The organism is Sphingomonas sp. J315, assembly GCF_024666595.1.
Taxonomy (GTDB): domain Bacteria; phylum Pseudomonadota; class Alphaproteobacteria; order Sphingomonadales; family Sphingomonadaceae; genus Sphingomonas.
On the sequence record NZ_CP088296.1, the window covers coordinates 3,140,918 to 3,155,429 of the forward strand.

General features: G+C 66.1%; 23 protein-coding genes. 4 read left to right on the forward strand and 19 right to left on the reverse strand.

Annotated elements, in window-relative coordinates:
- Nucleotides 1–48: 48 nt before the first annotated feature.
- The 5 genes from LRS08_RS15930 to flgC form a co-directional block, all read right to left on the reverse strand.
- Nucleotides 49–1,032, reverse strand: coding sequence for a flagellar type III secretion system protein FlhB (locus tag LRS08_RS15930; protein ID WP_312026630.1), 984 nt, complete (start codon nt 1,030–1,032; stop codon nt 49–51).
- A 99-nt stretch (nt 1,033–1,131) separates the two neighbouring features.
- On the reverse strand, nt 1,132–1,890 hold the full coding sequence (fliR, locus tag LRS08_RS15935; protein WP_257842770.1) for a flagellar biosynthetic protein FliR: 759 nt from the start codon (nt 1,888–1,890) through the stop codon (nt 1,132–1,134).
- A gap of 7 nt (nt 1,891–1,897) precedes the next feature.
- Nucleotides 1,898–2,164 (reverse strand): flagellar biosynthetic protein FliQ, encoded by a 267-nt coding sequence (locus tag LRS08_RS15940; protein ID WP_257842769.1) that lies wholly within the window; start codon nt 2,162–2,164, stop codon nt 1,898–1,900.
- Entirely contained in the window at nt 2,164–2,493 is a 330-nt protein-coding gene (locus LRS08_RS15945; RefSeq protein WP_257842768.1) for a flagellar hook-basal body complex protein FliE, read from the reverse strand. The genes LRS08_RS15940 and LRS08_RS15945 overlap by 1 nt, the downstream gene beginning before the upstream one ends.
- Nucleotides 2,494–2,504: 11 nt before the next feature.
- Complete coding sequence (gene flgC, locus LRS08_RS15950; RefSeq protein WP_257842767.1) at nt 2,505–2,912, reverse strand: flagellar basal body rod protein FlgC; 408 nt, start codon at nt 2,910–2,912, stop codon at nt 2,505–2,507.
- A 110-nt stretch (nt 2,913–3,022) separates the two neighbouring features.
- On the opposite strand from flgC, the gene LRS08_RS15955 reads away from it, so the two are divergent.
- Genes LRS08_RS15955 through fliP form a run of 3 tightly spaced genes read left to right on the forward strand, consistent with a single transcriptional unit; the run spans nt 3,023 to nt 4,483 of the window.
- Entirely contained in the window at nt 3,023–3,280 is a 258-nt protein-coding gene (locus LRS08_RS15955; protein WP_257842766.1) for a FliM/FliN family flagellar motor switch protein, read from the forward strand.
- Nucleotides 3,277–3,744, forward strand: coding sequence for a FliO/MopB family protein (locus tag LRS08_RS15960; RefSeq protein WP_257842765.1), 468 nt, complete (start codon nt 3,277–3,279; stop codon nt 3,742–3,744). Before LRS08_RS15955 ends, LRS08_RS15960 begins: the two co-directional genes overlap by 4 nt.
- On the forward strand, nt 3,737–4,483 hold the full coding sequence (gene fliP / locus LRS08_RS15965) for a flagellar type III secretion system pore protein FliP (protein WP_257842764.1): 747 nt from the start codon (nt 3,737–3,739) through the stop codon (nt 4,481–4,483). The genes LRS08_RS15960 and fliP overlap by 8 nt, the downstream gene beginning before the upstream one ends.
- 158 nt (nt 4,484–4,641) lie before the next feature.
- Here fliP and LRS08_RS15970 read toward each other — a convergent pair whose 3' ends face one another.
- From LRS08_RS15970 to motA, 14 genes are read right to left on the reverse strand one after another with little or no spacing between them, the layout of a single operon-like run.
- Nucleotides 4,642–5,283 (reverse strand): PilZ domain-containing protein, encoded by a 642-nt coding sequence (locus LRS08_RS15970; protein WP_257842763.1) that lies wholly within the window; start codon nt 5,281–5,283, stop codon nt 4,642–4,644.
- Nucleotides 5,280–5,729, reverse strand: coding sequence for a hypothetical protein (locus tag LRS08_RS15975; RefSeq protein WP_257842762.1), 450 nt, complete (start codon nt 5,727–5,729; stop codon nt 5,280–5,282). Before LRS08_RS15975 ends, LRS08_RS15970 begins: the two co-directional genes overlap by 4 nt.
- A gap of 10 nt (nt 5,730–5,739) precedes the next feature.
- Complete coding sequence (locus LRS08_RS15980; protein WP_257842761.1) at nt 5,740–6,591, reverse strand: flagellar motor protein MotB; 852 nt, start codon at nt 6,589–6,591, stop codon at nt 5,740–5,742.
- A gap of 2 nt (nt 6,592–6,593) precedes the next feature.
- Nucleotides 6,594–6,911 (reverse strand): hypothetical protein, encoded by a 318-nt coding sequence (locus LRS08_RS15985; protein ID WP_257842760.1) that lies wholly within the window; start codon nt 6,909–6,911, stop codon nt 6,594–6,596.
- 11 nt (nt 6,912–6,922) lie between these two features.
- Nucleotides 6,923–7,456, reverse strand: coding sequence for a chemotaxis protein CheD (locus LRS08_RS15990; protein WP_257842759.1), 534 nt, complete (start codon nt 7,454–7,456; stop codon nt 6,923–6,925).
- Nucleotides 7,453–7,842 (reverse strand): response regulator, encoded by a 390-nt coding sequence (locus LRS08_RS15995; protein WP_257842758.1) that lies wholly within the window; start codon nt 7,840–7,842, stop codon nt 7,453–7,455. Before LRS08_RS15995 ends, LRS08_RS15990 begins: the two co-directional genes overlap by 4 nt.
- On the reverse strand, nt 7,843–8,895 hold the full coding sequence (locus tag LRS08_RS16000) for a chemotaxis response regulator protein-glutamate methylesterase (protein ID WP_257842757.1): 1,053 nt from the start codon (nt 8,893–8,895) through the stop codon (nt 7,843–7,845).
- Nucleotides 8,892–9,743 (reverse strand): protein-glutamate O-methyltransferase CheR, encoded by an 852-nt coding sequence (locus LRS08_RS16005; RefSeq protein WP_260480945.1) that lies wholly within the window; start codon nt 9,741–9,743, stop codon nt 8,892–8,894. Before LRS08_RS16005 ends, LRS08_RS16000 begins: the two co-directional genes overlap by 4 nt.
- A gap of 28 nt (nt 9,744–9,771) precedes the next feature.
- Nucleotides 9,772–10,263: a chemotaxis protein CheW gene (locus LRS08_RS16010; protein WP_257842755.1), complete on the reverse strand. Its 492-nt coding sequence runs from the start codon at nt 10,261–10,263 to the stop codon at nt 9,772–9,774.
- Nucleotides 10,260–11,408 carry a chemotaxis protein CheA gene (locus tag LRS08_RS20360; protein WP_409456260.1) on the reverse strand — a complete coding sequence of 383 codons (1,149 nt, stop codon included), beginning with the start codon at nt 11,406–11,408 and terminating at the stop codon, nt 10,260–10,262. Before LRS08_RS20360 ends, LRS08_RS16010 begins: the two co-directional genes overlap by 4 nt.
- Nucleotides 11,386–12,417 (reverse strand): Hpt domain-containing protein, encoded by a 1,032-nt coding sequence (locus LRS08_RS20365; protein WP_409456261.1) that lies wholly within the window; start codon nt 12,415–12,417, stop codon nt 11,386–11,388. Before LRS08_RS20365 ends, LRS08_RS20360 begins: the two co-directional genes overlap by 23 nt.
- Nucleotides 12,414–12,779 (reverse strand): response regulator, encoded by a 366-nt coding sequence (locus tag LRS08_RS16020; RefSeq protein WP_257842753.1) that lies wholly within the window; start codon nt 12,777–12,779, stop codon nt 12,414–12,416. The genes LRS08_RS20365 and LRS08_RS16020 overlap by 4 nt, the downstream gene beginning before the upstream one ends.
- On the reverse strand, nt 12,776–13,108 hold the full coding sequence (locus LRS08_RS16025) for an STAS domain-containing protein (RefSeq protein ID WP_257842752.1): 333 nt from the start codon (nt 13,106–13,108) through the stop codon (nt 12,776–12,778). Before LRS08_RS16025 ends, LRS08_RS16020 begins: the two co-directional genes overlap by 4 nt.
- Nucleotides 13,083–13,967, reverse strand: coding sequence for a flagellar motor stator protein MotA (gene motA, locus LRS08_RS16030; RefSeq protein ID WP_257842751.1), 885 nt, complete (start codon nt 13,965–13,967; stop codon nt 13,083–13,085). The genes LRS08_RS16025 and motA overlap by 26 nt, the downstream gene beginning before the upstream one ends.
- Before the next feature lie 170 nt (nt 13,968–14,137).
- Here motA and flaF point away from each other — a divergent pair, with 170 nt between their 5' ends.
- The gene (gene flaF / locus LRS08_RS16035) at nt 14,138–14,497 is read left to right on the forward strand and encodes a flagellar biosynthesis regulator FlaF (RefSeq protein WP_257842750.1); all 360 of its coding nucleotides are present in this window, start codon (nt 14,138–14,140) and stop codon (nt 14,495–14,497) included.
- Nucleotides 14,498–14,512 lie beyond the last annotated feature (15 nt).

Genomic DNA, 14,512 nt, shown 5'->3' on the forward strand with positions numbered 1-14,512 from the left:
GCTGGCTCACCTCCCTCCAACGGAGGGGACATTGAATGTCGTACAAAGCTACGCTCCACCCCGTGCCAGCTTCATCACATAGCTGATGACCTCGGCCACCGCCTGATAATGCTCCAGCGGGATCGGGTGGTCGATCTCGGCGCTGGCGTGCAGCGCGCGGGCAAGCGGGCGGTTTTCGACCAGCGGAACCCCGTTGGCGGTGGCGATCTCGCGGATCTTGAGCGCGATGGCGTCGGTGCCCTTGGCCACCACGATCGGCGCGTTCATCGCGCCGTGATCGTAACGCAGCGCGACCGCATAATGGGTCGGGTTGGTGATGACGACAGTGGCGGTAGGGACCGCCTGCATCATCCGCTGGCGCGACCGCTTCATCCCGATCTGGCGCATCCTGCCCTTGACCTTGGGATCGCCCTCCTGTTCCTTGTGCTCGTCCTTCATGTCCTTGAGGGACATCATCTTCTGCTTGGTCCAGTTGTGCCGCTGGTAGATAAAGTCGGATCCGGCGATCGCTGCGACCAGCACGACGACGATGACGAGAACATTCCACACCATGGTCTGCGCCAGGTCGATGATCGTGCCGGGGCCGATCCCGACCATCTTTTCGAAACCGGGTAGAAAGGGCCAGAGGATCAGCCCGCCGATCCCGGCGACAGCGATCAGCTTGGCGAGCGTCTTGGCGAACTCGACCAGCCCCTTCATCCCGAACATGCGCCCGAAACCGGAGATCGGATTGATCTTCGACCATTTGGGCGCAATCCGGCTGAAGCTGATCATCGGGCGCCCGGACATCAGACCTCCCAGCAGCGCGAAGCCGAACAGGGCCCCGAGCAGCGGAAGGATGCCCATGGCGACCTCGCCGAGAATGAAGCCGCCGAACGCCTGCGCTCCCTGGGGCTCGAACAGAAAGCTGTCGGCGCGGCCCCAGATGCGCGCGAGCGATCCGGCGAGGTTGGAGATCGCGTGCGCGCCGAGTCCTCCGGTGACGACGACCAGCCCGGCGAACATCGCGGCCTGGCGCATCTCCGGTGCCATCGGCACATCGCCCTTTTCCGCGCATCGTCGATGCGCTTCTGACTGGGGGCGAATGTTTTCGAGTCCTTGTCTTCCGACTCCGATCCACCGGCCATCGCGTCAGCTCCAGCCCATGTTCATCCACGCCGCGATGCTGTTCGCGAAGGTGACGAGCGTCGCCCCCAAGGTCGCGGCGGTAATGGTGATGCCGAGCAGCAGGTTGAGCGGCTGCGCGATGAAGAAGACCTGCAACGCCGGCGCGACGCGCGCGACGAGGCCGAGAACGGTGTTGAACACGATGCCATAGACCAGCAGCGGCGCGGCGAGCGAGACGCCGAGCGCGAGCGAATTGCCCGCGACGCGCACCGCAAGGTCAGCGAAATCCTGGCTGTTGGGAATGGCCCCGATCGGGAACAGGCCGTATGACTTGATCAGCGCACCGATCCACAAATGGTGGACCGCCATCGCGAAGCAGACGACCGCTGCGGCGACACCCACGAACCGCGACAGCAACGGTGCCTGCCCCGACTGGCCGGGGTCGAACACTATCGCTGAGGTCAGTCCGATCTGAAGGCTGATCAGCGACCCGGCGATCGAGATCGCCTGGTACATCATCCGCATGATAAGGCCGAGGCCAATGCCGACCAGCAACTCGGCGACAAGGATCGCGGCAAGCTGAAGATCGGTGACCGCCGCCATCGGGATGACCTTGGCCGACAGAAAACCCCACAGGCCCAGCGTCATGCCCATTCCCGCGAACAGGCGGATCTGCGCGGGGACGGCGTCTTCGGAAAAGACCGGCAGCAGCATCAGTACCGACCCGACCCGCGCGAACAGGATGAGGAAGGCGGTGGCGTGCAGCGGCAGGTCTTCGATCATCGGCGCGTCAGCCGCCCTGGACGATCTTGTCGCCCAGCACGTGCATGAAGTCGCCGAGCGCGGAGCCGATCATCGGAAAGCTGAGCAGCAGGGTGATCCCCATGATGATAATCTTGGGCACGAAGGTCAGCGTCTGTTCCTGGATCTGGGTCAGCGCCTGGAGCAAGCCGATCGCGACGCCGGTGAACAGCGCGGCGAACAGCAACGGCCCGGCGACGGTCAGCGTCAGGATCAGCGCGGCGCGCCCGATCTCGATGGCGGCGTTCGCGTCCACTAGATCTGCATCCGCATGATTTCGGAATAGGCGTTCACGACACGGTCGCGCACCGCGACCACGGTGTCGAGCGCGACTTCGGCGGCGCCCATCGCGGTCACCACGTCGATCAGGTCGCCCTTGCCTGCGATCTGGCGCGCCGATGCGGTCTCGGCGGCCTTGAGGCTCGATGTCGCATCGCCGACCATGCCCTGAACGAGTTGGCCAAAGCCACCCGCGACGGGGGCGTCGGCCGCGCCGGGACCGCCGATGCCGGGGCCGCGCGAGAGCGGCGAGATGCCGGCGGCACGGCCATAGGCGCTGGCGGCGTCGAGTGCTCCGATGGACATGGCTGCGATCCTTATTTCAGCAGGTCGATGGTGCGCATCGTCATGCCCTTGGCGGCTTCGATGGCGCTGAGATTGGCTTCGTAAGAGCGTTGTGCGGCCTTGAGGTCGGCGGTCTCGACGAGCCCGTTGACGTTGGGCATGTTCACATAGCCCTTGGCGTCGGCAGCGGGGTTGCCCGGCTGATAGACGCGCTGGAACGCGGACTTGTCGGTCGCGACCCCCTTGACCGATACCTTGGTCGCGCCGGTCGCGCGATCCACCTCGGCGGCAAAAGTTGCCACGCGACGGCGATAGGGGTCGCCGCCCGGGGTCTGCGACACCGAGCTCTGGTTGGCGAGGTTCTCGGCGATCACGCGCATCCGCAGCGACTGGGCACGCAGGCCCGAGGCGGAGACCGAGACGGCACTTTTGAGGTCCATGTTCCCAAATCCGGCGCGGCGGGCAGGAATTGCCCCCGACGCTTTCCTTATAGGCAAGTTTTTCCGGGTCGGTCGGACCGGGGGCAATTTCTGCCGCCTATAAACATCGCATGACGAACACGCAGGGGAATGCCGTGCTCAACGATATCATGGTCGAACTGTCGATCGTGCTGGGGTCCACCCGGCTGCCGATCCGCGAGGTGCTCAAGATGAGCCGCGGCGCGATCGTTGCGCTCGACAGCACCGACGCCGATCCGACGCTGATCTACGTCAACGACACGCTGGTCGCGCGGGGGCGGGTGATCGTGAGCGGCGAGCACATGTCGATCGAGATTTCCGAAGTCCTCCCCGCGAGTGCAGTCGCATGACCGCGCTCGCCCTGCTGCGCATGTTCGGTGCGCTCGCCATGGTGCTCGGCCTGCTTGGTGGTGCGCTGTGGGCGGTGCGTCGCTTCGACATCCGCCTGCCCGGACGGCTCGGAACGGGCGGCACGCCGGACAAGCGCCTCGAAGTGGTGGAGCGGCTGACCGTCGATCCAAAGCGCTCGCTGCTGCTCGTGCGCCGCGACAATGTCGAGCATCTCGTACTGATGGCACCTGAGGGCAACGTCGTGCTGCATGAGGCGCGCACCGACGCGCCCGCGCTGCGCCTGCTCGACGCGCCGGCACCCCAGCCTGTCATTGCCGCGTCGGTCGAGGCCGCGCCGGTGGCGATGACCCCGATGTTCGACGCAGCCCGCGACGGCGGTGACGATGCCGGATCGACCGCGTTCCTCAGCAACCTCGAACGCTTCCAGAGCTTCGCGAACGCTCGGATCGCCGGACATGCCTAAGCTGCTGCGCTACGGCATCGCGGCGGTCCTGCTGCTCGCCCCTGCCACTGCCGCCGCTGCAGCGGGCGCGGGGGCCGGCGGCTCGCCTCTGGATCTGGCGGGCGGGTCGATGAGCGGTAAGGCGATCGGCATGGTCGCGCTGCTCACCGTGCTCAGCCTCGCGCCCGGCATCCTGATGACGGTGACCTCGTTCACCCGCATCGTCGTCGCGCTGTCGCTGCTGCGTACGGGCCTTGGCGCACAGGGCGTGCCGCCGAACCCGGTGATCATCAGCCTAGCGCTGTTCCTGTCGATGTTCGTGATGACGCCAACTCTGGAGTCGGCATGGACAGCGGGGATCAAGCCTTATACCGAAGGCAAGATCAGCGAGGACGTGGCGTTCGAAAAGACCGCCGCGCCGTTCCGCAAGTTCATGCTGAGTCAGGTTCGCGACGACGATATCGCGTTGTTCAACGGTCTTGCCGCCGAACCCGCCAAAACCCGCGCGGAGGTGCCGCTCGGTACGCTGATCCCCGCCTTCATGATCTCCGAACTGCGGCGCGCGTTCGAAATTGGCTTCCTTCTACTGTTGCCCTTCCTCGTCATCGACCTTGCCGTTGCGGCGGTCCTGATGGCGATGGGCATGATGATGCTGCCACCAACGACGATTGCCTTGCCGTGCAAGATCATCTTCTTCGTGCTGGTCGATGGCTGGGCACTGGTCGCGGGCAGCCTGATCCGAAGTTTCGGGTCGGGGTAGAGTTCCTCTCCCTGGAAGGGAGCGGCTAGGGGTGGGTTTGCGGCGGACGAAGCTCGATGCCTCGTCCGCCGCTTTGCCGTCAAGGCACCAAGTCTGTTCGGCGCGCAGGCGCGCGCAGCCACCCCGACCCCTCCCAGCACGCAGGGAGGGGGATAGAGCTAGTCCCGCCGCCCGAACCGGCTCGCGGGATTGATCAGCCAGGCCGACAGCGTCTCGAACCGCAGCGGGGTCAGGAACTGCAACCCTGCGGCGTCCTCGCGCTGCCAGCGGATCGCGGCGTTGACCGTCCCCAGCTCCGGGATGTGGACCGACAGCGTCCCCTGGGTCAGCGGACGGTTGAGTCCCTCGACCCGCATCCCGAGCTGATTGATGTCGCGCAGCGTCGCGGACAGGCGACGCCCGTCGCATGTCACCAGCACCGCGCATTCGGTCTCCAGCCGCGGCAAGCGGTTGTGCCAGCCCTTTTCCTGTGGCGACGGCTTCAGGATCAGCTCCGCCGGAACCGGTGACAGAAACCGCAGCCCGCAAGCACCGCCCTGTGCCCAGGCGACTTCGGCCTCAAGCAGTTCGGCCCCGCGCAGCTCCAGTTGCACCTTGTCGTCACGCGACAGCGGCAACGCGCATTCGACGCGCGCGCCATTTTCGGAGATGTTGCGGACGCGGCACACCACGTCACCGCGCGGGGTTACCAGCCGCCCGACGAGCAGCGTGGTGACGAGGCGTGTATCGCCGCCGCTGCGGCGGTCATTGACCGCGGCGGAATCGGCTTCCCAGGATTGCGGACTGTCGCTGTACATCATGCCGGCTCCGCCTTGGTGATCGCGACCTTGCGGATCTTGCCCGGGCCGACTGCTTCGCGCGCGGCTTCGATGACGACGCGCCGGAAATTGTCCAGATCGGGCAGCATGCCGTCGGCGCCCGCAGCCAGGGGAACCTTGAAGGTGCGCAGGTTGATCGCATGCTGCAGGAAGGGGAGGCGTGCGGTTACCGCCTCGGCCTCGCCCTCGCCGACTTCGAGCTGGACCTCGAACGTCGCATAGCCCGACAGCTTGCCGTCCTTCAGAACGAGCGGTGCGGTCATCGGCGGCAGCGCGACGAACGTGCCCGGCTCTTCCACTACCGGCTCCGGCTTGGCCGTGGTCGCCCCGGCCGGGGTGCCGAGAAGAAAGTTGGTGGCATAGCCGCTTCCGGCGCCGATCGCGCCGCCCGTGATCAACAGGACGAGGGGGAACAGGATCTTCTTCATTGTCCTCGGCTCACAGCTTGAAACTTGAATCGGCAGGGGTGGCGGGGGACTCGCCCTTGACGATGATCGTGATGCGGCGGTTTTCGGCGCGACCTGGCTCCCCCGGATAGATGGGCTGGCTTGCGCCGCGCGCCATCACGCCCGCGATGCGGTCTGCGGTGATCCCGCCGCCGAGCAGCACCGTGCGCGCCGCCAGCGCACGCTCGCCCGACAGCCGCCAATTGGCCTCATTGTCGCCGCCTGCGCCGTCGGTATGCCCCTCGATCGTCAGCCGAGCGCCGGACTTGACCAGCTTGTCGGCGACCGCGCCGAGCTGACGGCGGGCAAAATCGTTGAGCTGGGCGGTGCCCGGGCGAAACATCGGCTGGCGCACGCTGTCCATCAGCGTGATGCGCAACCCGTCCTCGTCCGACTCGATCTTTTGCTGGGCGCTTTCATCGCTTGCGATGGCGTCGAGCGAGATGCGCAGTTCCTGCGCAAGCACGCGCATCGTCGCGTCGGGGATCGTCGCGGTGCCGCCGCGCGCGGTGCCGATGCTCTGGGCCTCCATCGCCGGGACGCCGGCCGCCTTGGCCTGGTCGGCGTTCCTGGCGCGGCCATGCCCGCCCGATCCCGACTGCGCGCCGCCTGCAGCGCTGCCTGCGCTGCCCACCATCGGCGGACCGGGCGAGAAATACTCGGCCAGCCCCTTCAGCTTTTCCTTTTCGGGGGTGCTGATCAGCCACAACAGCATGAAGAACGCCATCATCGCGGTCACGAAATCGGCATAGGCAACTTTCCACGCGCCACCATGATGGCCGCCGACCACCTTCTTGACCTTTCGGATGACGATCGGTCGGGTATTGGGGGCGTAGCTCGCCATGATCAGTGCGCCGCGTGCAGAGCGGCCTGGAGCCGTTCATGGATCTGGCCGAGCCGAACGGGTGCGATCGCGCTCTGGGTACAGGCGCCCGCAGCCAGCCGGTCGAGCACCGCAGCGCTTTCCTCGGTACACTGGACCAGCAGGTCGAACGCCTGGAGCTTGTCGAGGTAGCGGTCGACGAAATGCTCGTCGGAAACCAGCGCCTCGGCAAGTTCCTCGATCAGCACCCGCACATGGCGCAGCTCGCCGGCCACCGCGCCGTGCAGCGCGCTGATCAGCCGGTCTTGGCCGGTGCCGGGGATCTTGCTCTGGTCGTGCATTGCTAAACCCTTCAGAAGAGGTCGATTTCGCCGCCATGAGCGGGCATTTTGGGCGGCAGGGTGACGGGCGGCGGCTCGGCGACATAGGTGCACCGGATCTTCCCGTCATAGGGCCGGAACTCCACCTTGCGCGGCTGTGTGCCGCCAGTGTCATTGAGGCCGATGGCGATCCCTTCGGTCTGCAGAAAGCGCAGCGCGAAGGCGGCGTTGGCCGTCCCGATCCCGCCCAGGCCGGCGATGATGTTTGCGCCGCCATAGAGGTGCGCGCGCAACTGCGACCGTTCCGACCCGGCCTTCATCATCCCGTTGATGAGCAGTTCCATCGCATGCACGCCATAGCGTTGCAGCTCGGACTGGCTGACCTTGTGATCCGGACTCGGCTCCCCCAGCAGGAAATGATTCATCCCGCCGATGCGTGCACGGGCGTCGTGCAGGCATACGGCGATGCACGATCCCAACAGGGTCGAGATCACGGTCTCCGGTTTGGAGATGACCGCAAACTCGCCCTGAATGATCGTGATCTTGCTGGCGGTCGCGACGGTCATGTCAGATCGCCGAACACGCGCTCGATCTTTTCCTTCAGCGCTGCCGGCGCAAAGGGCTTCACGAGATAATTGTTGACCCCCAATGCCGCCGCCTTCGCCACGACCTCACGGTCGGACGATCCGGTGAGCATGATGAACACGGTCTTGGCGAGGACCGCGTCGTTGCGGACGGTCTCGAGGAATTCGAGGCCGTCCATCTCGGGCATGTTATAGTCCGAGATGATGAGGTGAACGCGATCGGCGCGCATCGCGGACAGCGCTTCGGGCGCGGTCCCCTTGTCGCGGATGTCCTTGAACCCAAAATCCTGAAGGGCGCGACGAATCATCGCGCGCATACTCGTCTGGTCGTCAACGACCATGACTCGGATAGCTGACGCGGCGGGCATTTAACGCTCCTGATGCTTGCCGCGCGAAGCGGCGAGGATGGCACCTGCCATAGAGGACAGGCTGGTTTCGGTTTCGACTGCGCCGGTCAGGAGCGCCGCACGCGGCATTCCCCACACGACGCAATCGTCTCGGGACTGGCCAAAGGTGCGCGCACCGGCCTGGCGCATCGCCAGCATGCCGTTCGCGCCATCGCTGCCCATGCCGGTCAGGATCGCGGCGACCGCCGACCTGCCCAGCTTGGCAACCGAATCGAACAGCATGTCCACCGACGGGCGGTGGCCGTTGACCGGATCGGCTGCGACCAGCTTGATGCGGCCGCGTGTGCCGCCGTCGAGCACCATGTGATGCGACCCGCCCGGCGCGATATAAACCGTGCCGCGCTGGAGCTGCGCACCGTCGGTAGCCTCGACCACCCGCACCGCGCAGCCGCGGTCAAGCCGGGCGGCGAAGCTGGCGGTGAATGCAGCCGGCATATGCTGGACGACGAGCACCGGCGGGCAGTCCTGCGGCAGTTCGCCCAGAACGTGGAACAGCGCTTCTACGCCCCCGGTCGAAGCGCCGATCGCAATCACGACATCGCGGAACGGCGGCTGGCCCGGGGCCGGGGCAGGGGGCTGGCGCGTCGCGGCGGGCGCGGGCTGGCCGCGGCGCGCTTGCGAGCGTGCGGCACCCTTCACCGTCGCGCGCAGTTGCTCCGCGCCCAGCGCCAACTCGACCGGGCCGCCCGCTGGCTTGGCGATGCAGTCGACCGCGCCGAGGCGCAGTGCCTCGATCGTGACCTCGGCACCCGCCGCCGTCAGGGACGAGCACATGACAACCGGCATCGGGCGCAGCCGCATGATCCGCTCAAGGAACGACAGTCCGTCCATCCCCGGCATTTCGACGTCCAGTGTCAGCACGTCGGGGTTGAGCTCCTTGATCATCTCACGCGCCGTGTGCGGCTCGGGGGCCGCCCCGATCACCTCGATCTCGGGGTCACCGGACAGGATGCGCGTCAATGCCGCCCGCATCGACGCGCTGTCGTCGACGATCAGTGCACGGACCCGGTTCATGCGGCACCGTCCGTGCGCTGATAGATCGTGTTGCCACAGCTTTTCATCCGCGCCACCGCCGGGCCGATCAGCCGCTCGCTGTGACCGATGTACAAATAGCCGCCGGGCTTGAGCAGCTCGACCAGGCGCGCCTCAAGCTCCGCCTTCGCAGTATCGTCGAAATAGATCATCACGTTGCGGCAAAAAATAGCATCGTAGCGCTGCCGCATCGGCCATTCGCCGAACAGGTTGAGCACCCGCGCCGTCACCAGCGCACGCGCCGCCTCTGCCATGCGATAGCCGCTGCCTTCGGGCACCATCCACGCCTTGCGATAGGCTTCGGGTACGCCGTCCACGCCCTGCGCGGCATAGAAGCCTTCGGCACAGGCGTTGACTACCGGCTCCGAGATATCCGTCGCCAGCAGACGGATGTCGCGGTTGCGCATCCATTCCGCCTGGGCACGGTCGGTGCCCATCAGCGTCATGGCCAGCGTATAGACTTCCTCGCCGCTCGAGCAGCCGGCCGACCAGATCCGCACGGGCGCGCGGCTCGGATCGCTCTTCAGCTTCGGCACCAGCACATCGCGCAGATGGTCGAAGTGATGGCTCTCACGGAAGAAATGCGTGTGGTTCGTCGTCAGCGCCGTCACCAGCAGCCGCAGTTCCTCCGCATCCTTCTCGGCAAAGGCGATATAGTCCTTGAACGACGCCAGTCCGCGTTCGCGAAGGCGGCGCGACAGGCGCGAGTGCACCAGCACCTTCTTCGTCGATGGCAGGCTGATGCGTGCCTCGGTCATCATGATCCGCGCGATTGCCGCGAACTCGCTGTCGCCCAGCGGCGGAGCACCGTCGGACAGCAGCGGGTTCATGGGCGCAGGCGCCAGCGACGTGCTCATATCAGGCAGCCAGGTCCAGGTGACGGGTGATCGACAGCGCGTCGAGATCGAGCAGCAGCACCATCTGGGCGCTCGGCTCGCTTCCATCGCGGGCGCGGGCGGTGATCTGGACCAGGCCCGAGATCACGTTCGATTCCTGCAGTTCGACATCGGGTGCCGCCTGAATCGCGCTTTCCTGGATCGCGACGATGTCATCGACCTCGTCCACCAGGAATCCGGCCTGCTTGCCCGCGATGTTGACGACCAGCACGCACGAACGCGCGTGGATCTCGCTCGGGGTCCAGCCGAGGCGCTCGGCAAGACCGACCACCGGCACCACGGTGCCGCGCAGGTTGGTGACGCCCAGGATGTAGCCGGGAACGCCGGGCAGCGGCGTCGGCTCGGCCCATTCGCGGATTTCGATCAGCGAGCGCATGTCGATGCCGAACGCGCGGTTGCCCAGGGTGAAGGTGACGATCTTGATCTCGTCGGCAGGGGTTTCTTGGTCGTTCATGCTGCGAGTCCTCTCAGGAGGTTGCGGGTCTGGCCGGCCGGGGCGACGAGCGCCTCGACGTCGAGGATGAGTGCGATCGAACCGTCACCCAGGATGGTGGCGCCGCCCAGACCGCGGATCGGGTGGAGATTCTGTTCGAGGCTCTTGATCACCACCTCGCGGCGGTCGTCGATCGTGTCGACGAGCAGGCCGACGCGGCCGGCGCTCTCGCTCTCGACGATGATGACCAGGCTTTCGTGCACCGGTCGATCTTCGTTGGCGTGCAGCCCGAACACCTGGGTCAGGCGGCGCACCGGGAGATAGTCGCCACGGATCTCGATCACTTCGCTGCCCGGCGTGGTCGCGCTGACCTGGCCCGGCTCGGGGCGGATTGCCTCGATCACGGTGGCGAGCGGGAGCACGAAGCGCTGTCCGGCAAGGCGAACGACCATGCCGTCGAGGATTGCGAGGGTCAGCGGGAGGACCAGCGTAAAGCTGGTTCCCTTGCCCGGAACCGAAGCGATCTCGACCCGGCCACCCAGCGCCTCGACGTTCGAGCGGACAACGTCCATGCCCACGCCGCGACCCGAAATGTTCGAGATCGTCGCCGCGGTGGAGAAACCGGGGGCGCAGATCAGCTGATCGATTTCCTCGTCGGTCAGTACCGCATCGGGGGGGACAATACCCTTTTCGATTGCCTTGGCGCGGACCCGGGCGCGATCGATGCCCTTGCCGTCGTCTGACACGGTGACGATGATCCGAGCACCCTTCTGTTCGGCGGACAGGACGATCGTACCCTGGGCCGACTTGCCGGCGCGCAGACGCTCCTCCGTGCTTTCCAGCCCGTGATCGACCGCGTTGCGGATGAGGTGCGTCAACGGGTCGCCGATCTTCTCGATCACGCCCTTGTCGACTTCGGTCATCTCGCCGAACGTCTGCAAATTCACCTGCTTGCCGGTCTCGGCCATCAGGTCGCGCAGCATCCGCGGCACGCGGCTGAACGCCTGTTTGATCGGCTGCGCGCGCAGGCTCATCACATTGTCCTGAATCTCGCGCGTCAGACGGGCGAGTTCGGGCAGTTCGACCCGCTCCTGATCCTTCGCGCTCAAGCGATCGGACAGGATCGAGTTGCGGATGACCAGCTCACCGACCAGGTTGAGCAGCATGTCGAGCTTGACCAGGTCGACGCGGATCGTCTGCGAGCCCGAGTCCCCGGCGGGCGGGGGGCGCGGCGGGCACGACGGCCAGCGTCGGCGCAGCGGCGGTGGCGGCAGCGACCTGCTCGATCAGCGCGCGCGCATCGTCCAGTCGCTCGGTGCGGGCTTCGACCTGCGGAGCAGCCTCGACCATGGGCGGCTCGACCCGCGAGATCGCGATGTGCGAATCCGGTGCGACAAAGTCGAACGCATCGTTGATACGGGCTTCCTCGGTCCAGCCGGGCAGCTCGATCGTCCAGCGCAGATAGGCCATTTCGGGGTCGAGGTCGCGCAGGCTGGGCAGCGCGCTGCTGTCCACGCCGACGACGCGGCCGCCATTGTCCTCGAGTTCGCGGATGACCAGGATCGGCTCGGCACCAGCGGCCATCGCGTCGCGCGACGGGCCGAATTCGACGCGCCAAACGGCTTCGGCCGCGGCGGCTTCCGGCGTGGCCGGGGCTTCCTCGGCAGCATCGAAGTCGAAGTCGAGCGCAACCGCGACGGGCTCGAAGCCGAACGGATCGACATCCATCGGCGCGGCCTCGACGACGGGCGCAACTTCGACCGGCGCGGGCGCGGTCGCGGCGGGCGCGGCCTCACCATCGAGGATCGCCTGGATCGCATCCAGCGACGCAGCGTCATCGGGCAGCGGCACCGTGCCCTGCGACGCACCGACATGGTCGGACAGGACATCGAGCGCCGACAGCATCACGCCGACGGTTCCCGGGGTCGGGTCGATCCGGCCCGCGCGCACTTCGTCGAGCAGGTTTTCGAATTTGTGCGCAAAGGCGGTCAGCGCGACATGGCCGAATGCACCCGCGCCACCCTTGATCGAGTGGACCGCGCGGAACACCGCCGCGATCGTGCCGGGCGACACGTCGCCCGCCTGCATCGCCGACAGCCCCTGTTCGGCGGCAGCCAGCCCCTCGGCGCATTCTTCAAAGAAGATCGCCTGGATATCGTCCATATCGTCGCTCATGGGCAGACGCGGCGGATCGCCGCTCCCAGCTTTTCGGCCTCGAACGGCTTGGTGATCCAGCCGGTGGCTCCGGCTGAGCGGGCGCGTGCCTTCTTCTCGTCCGAGAATTCGGTCGAGAGGACCAGGATCGGCGTGCCACGGAATTCGGGCAGGCCACGCACCGCTTCGATCAGCTCGAAGCCGTCCATTTCGGGCATGTTGATGTCGGTGATGAGCAGGTCGGGCTTGACCTCCTGCATCCGCTCCAGACCGTGGCGACCATCGTTGGCGGCCTCGATCTTGAACCCCTGTGCGCTGAGCGATGCCTTGAGCAGCATGCGCATGCTGGCGGAATCGTCGACGGTAAGAATCAGCTTGCTCACGATTGCATTTCCTCTGTCTTGCTCAGGCCCAATCGGTCGCTCAGACCAAGCGCCTCGATCCGGGCCAGGAAAGCGGGGCTGGGGTTCAGGATGTGGAAGCGGTTCCCGTCCGCTTCGGCCTCGGCACGCGCGGCCAGCAACAGCTGCAGCACGGCCTGGCCGACGCTTTCCACGGCGCTCGCGTCGACGATGACGCCGTCGCCGAAATCGGCGGCGAGCACGAGGCGGACCCTCAGCTCCTCGGCGGTGACGGTGACGCCATGTACGGGCAGTTCGACGACCCCGCCCGGCGACGGGGCGAGTTCAAGCTGGTTGGGCTGCGAAGTCACTCTTTGCCTCCTCAAGCGCGGTTTCAAGTTGCTGGAAGCTCGGCGCCTTGTCCGAAGGCGTCGCGCGACGGGCGATTTCGATCGCCACCTGGGTCGGCATGCCCTGGGCGTGCGCGACGATGGCGGTCTTGGCGATGGTGAAGGGTTTGCAGTCGGCCTCGATCACCTGACCCAGCTTGGAGGCCAGCGGGCCAACGAAGCAGTAGGACAGCAGCACGCCGAGGAAAGTGCCGACCAGCGCACCGCCGATCATCGCACCCAGGATCTCGACCGGCTGGTCGATCGACCCCATCGTCTTGATGACGCCCAGCACTGCGGCGACGATGCCGATCGCGGGCAGGCCGTCGGCCATCTGCTGCAGCGCATGCTGCGGGTGCATCTCGTGATGGTGGTGCGCCTCGATATCGTTTTCCATCGCCTCGGCGATCTGGTGCGGATCCTCGAAATTCACCGTCATCATGCGCAGATAGTCGCAGATGAACTCGGTCAGGTGATGGTCGGCGATCAGGCGCGGGAACCGGCTGAAGATCGGGCTGTCCTTAGGCGAATCCAGATGCGGCTCGATCGCGGTCGCGCCGCCCTTCTTGAACGCCGACAGCAAGCCGAACATCAGCGTCAGCAGGTCGCGATAGTCGCTGTCCTTCCAGCGACTGCCCTTGAACGCCTTGCCGATGCCCTTGCCCGCGGCCTTGACCACGGACATCTGGTTGGCCACCAGAAATGCACCGATCGAAGCGCCCCCGATCGCCATCATCTCGTGGGGCAGCGCGTGGAGGATAACCTCCATCTTGCCGCCAGCCATGATGTAGCTGCCGAAGACGCAGATCATGATGATGATGAATCCGACGCCGTTAATCATGACGTTGGCGGTCCCCTGCCGTGTTCGATGTTCCCGTGGATTATAGGCCGGGGGCAGGGGCGGCGGACGCAGCTGTGATCTTTTACGTATTTACCACACGCAATGTCTCGAGCGCGACCGAAGCGGCAGCAAAGCTTCTAGATAGAGGCAAACGCGAACGAGGAATCTGCATGTCGCTTAGCGCCTATCAACGTGCCCGCACGCTCGTCGAAACTCCCCGCGCCACCGAACAAAGATTGATCCGTGACGTTACCGCGGCGCTGATGGAGGCGCGCGACCTGGGCTATGCCGGTGGCAAGCTGATGGACGTGCTGCACTGGAACCGCGAGATGTGGGACACGTTCGCCAGCGCCTGTGGCGCGCCCGGCAACGGACTTCCCGATGCGCTGCGGGCGTCGATCATTTCGATCGCTCTGTGGGTCAATCGCCATGCGAGCGAAGTGATGAAGGGTCGCGAGTCGATCGAGCCTTTGATCGAGGTCAACCGCTCGCTGCTCGAAGGACTCGGCGAAGGCCGGATGGCGGCGTGATCCGCCTTTAGCGGG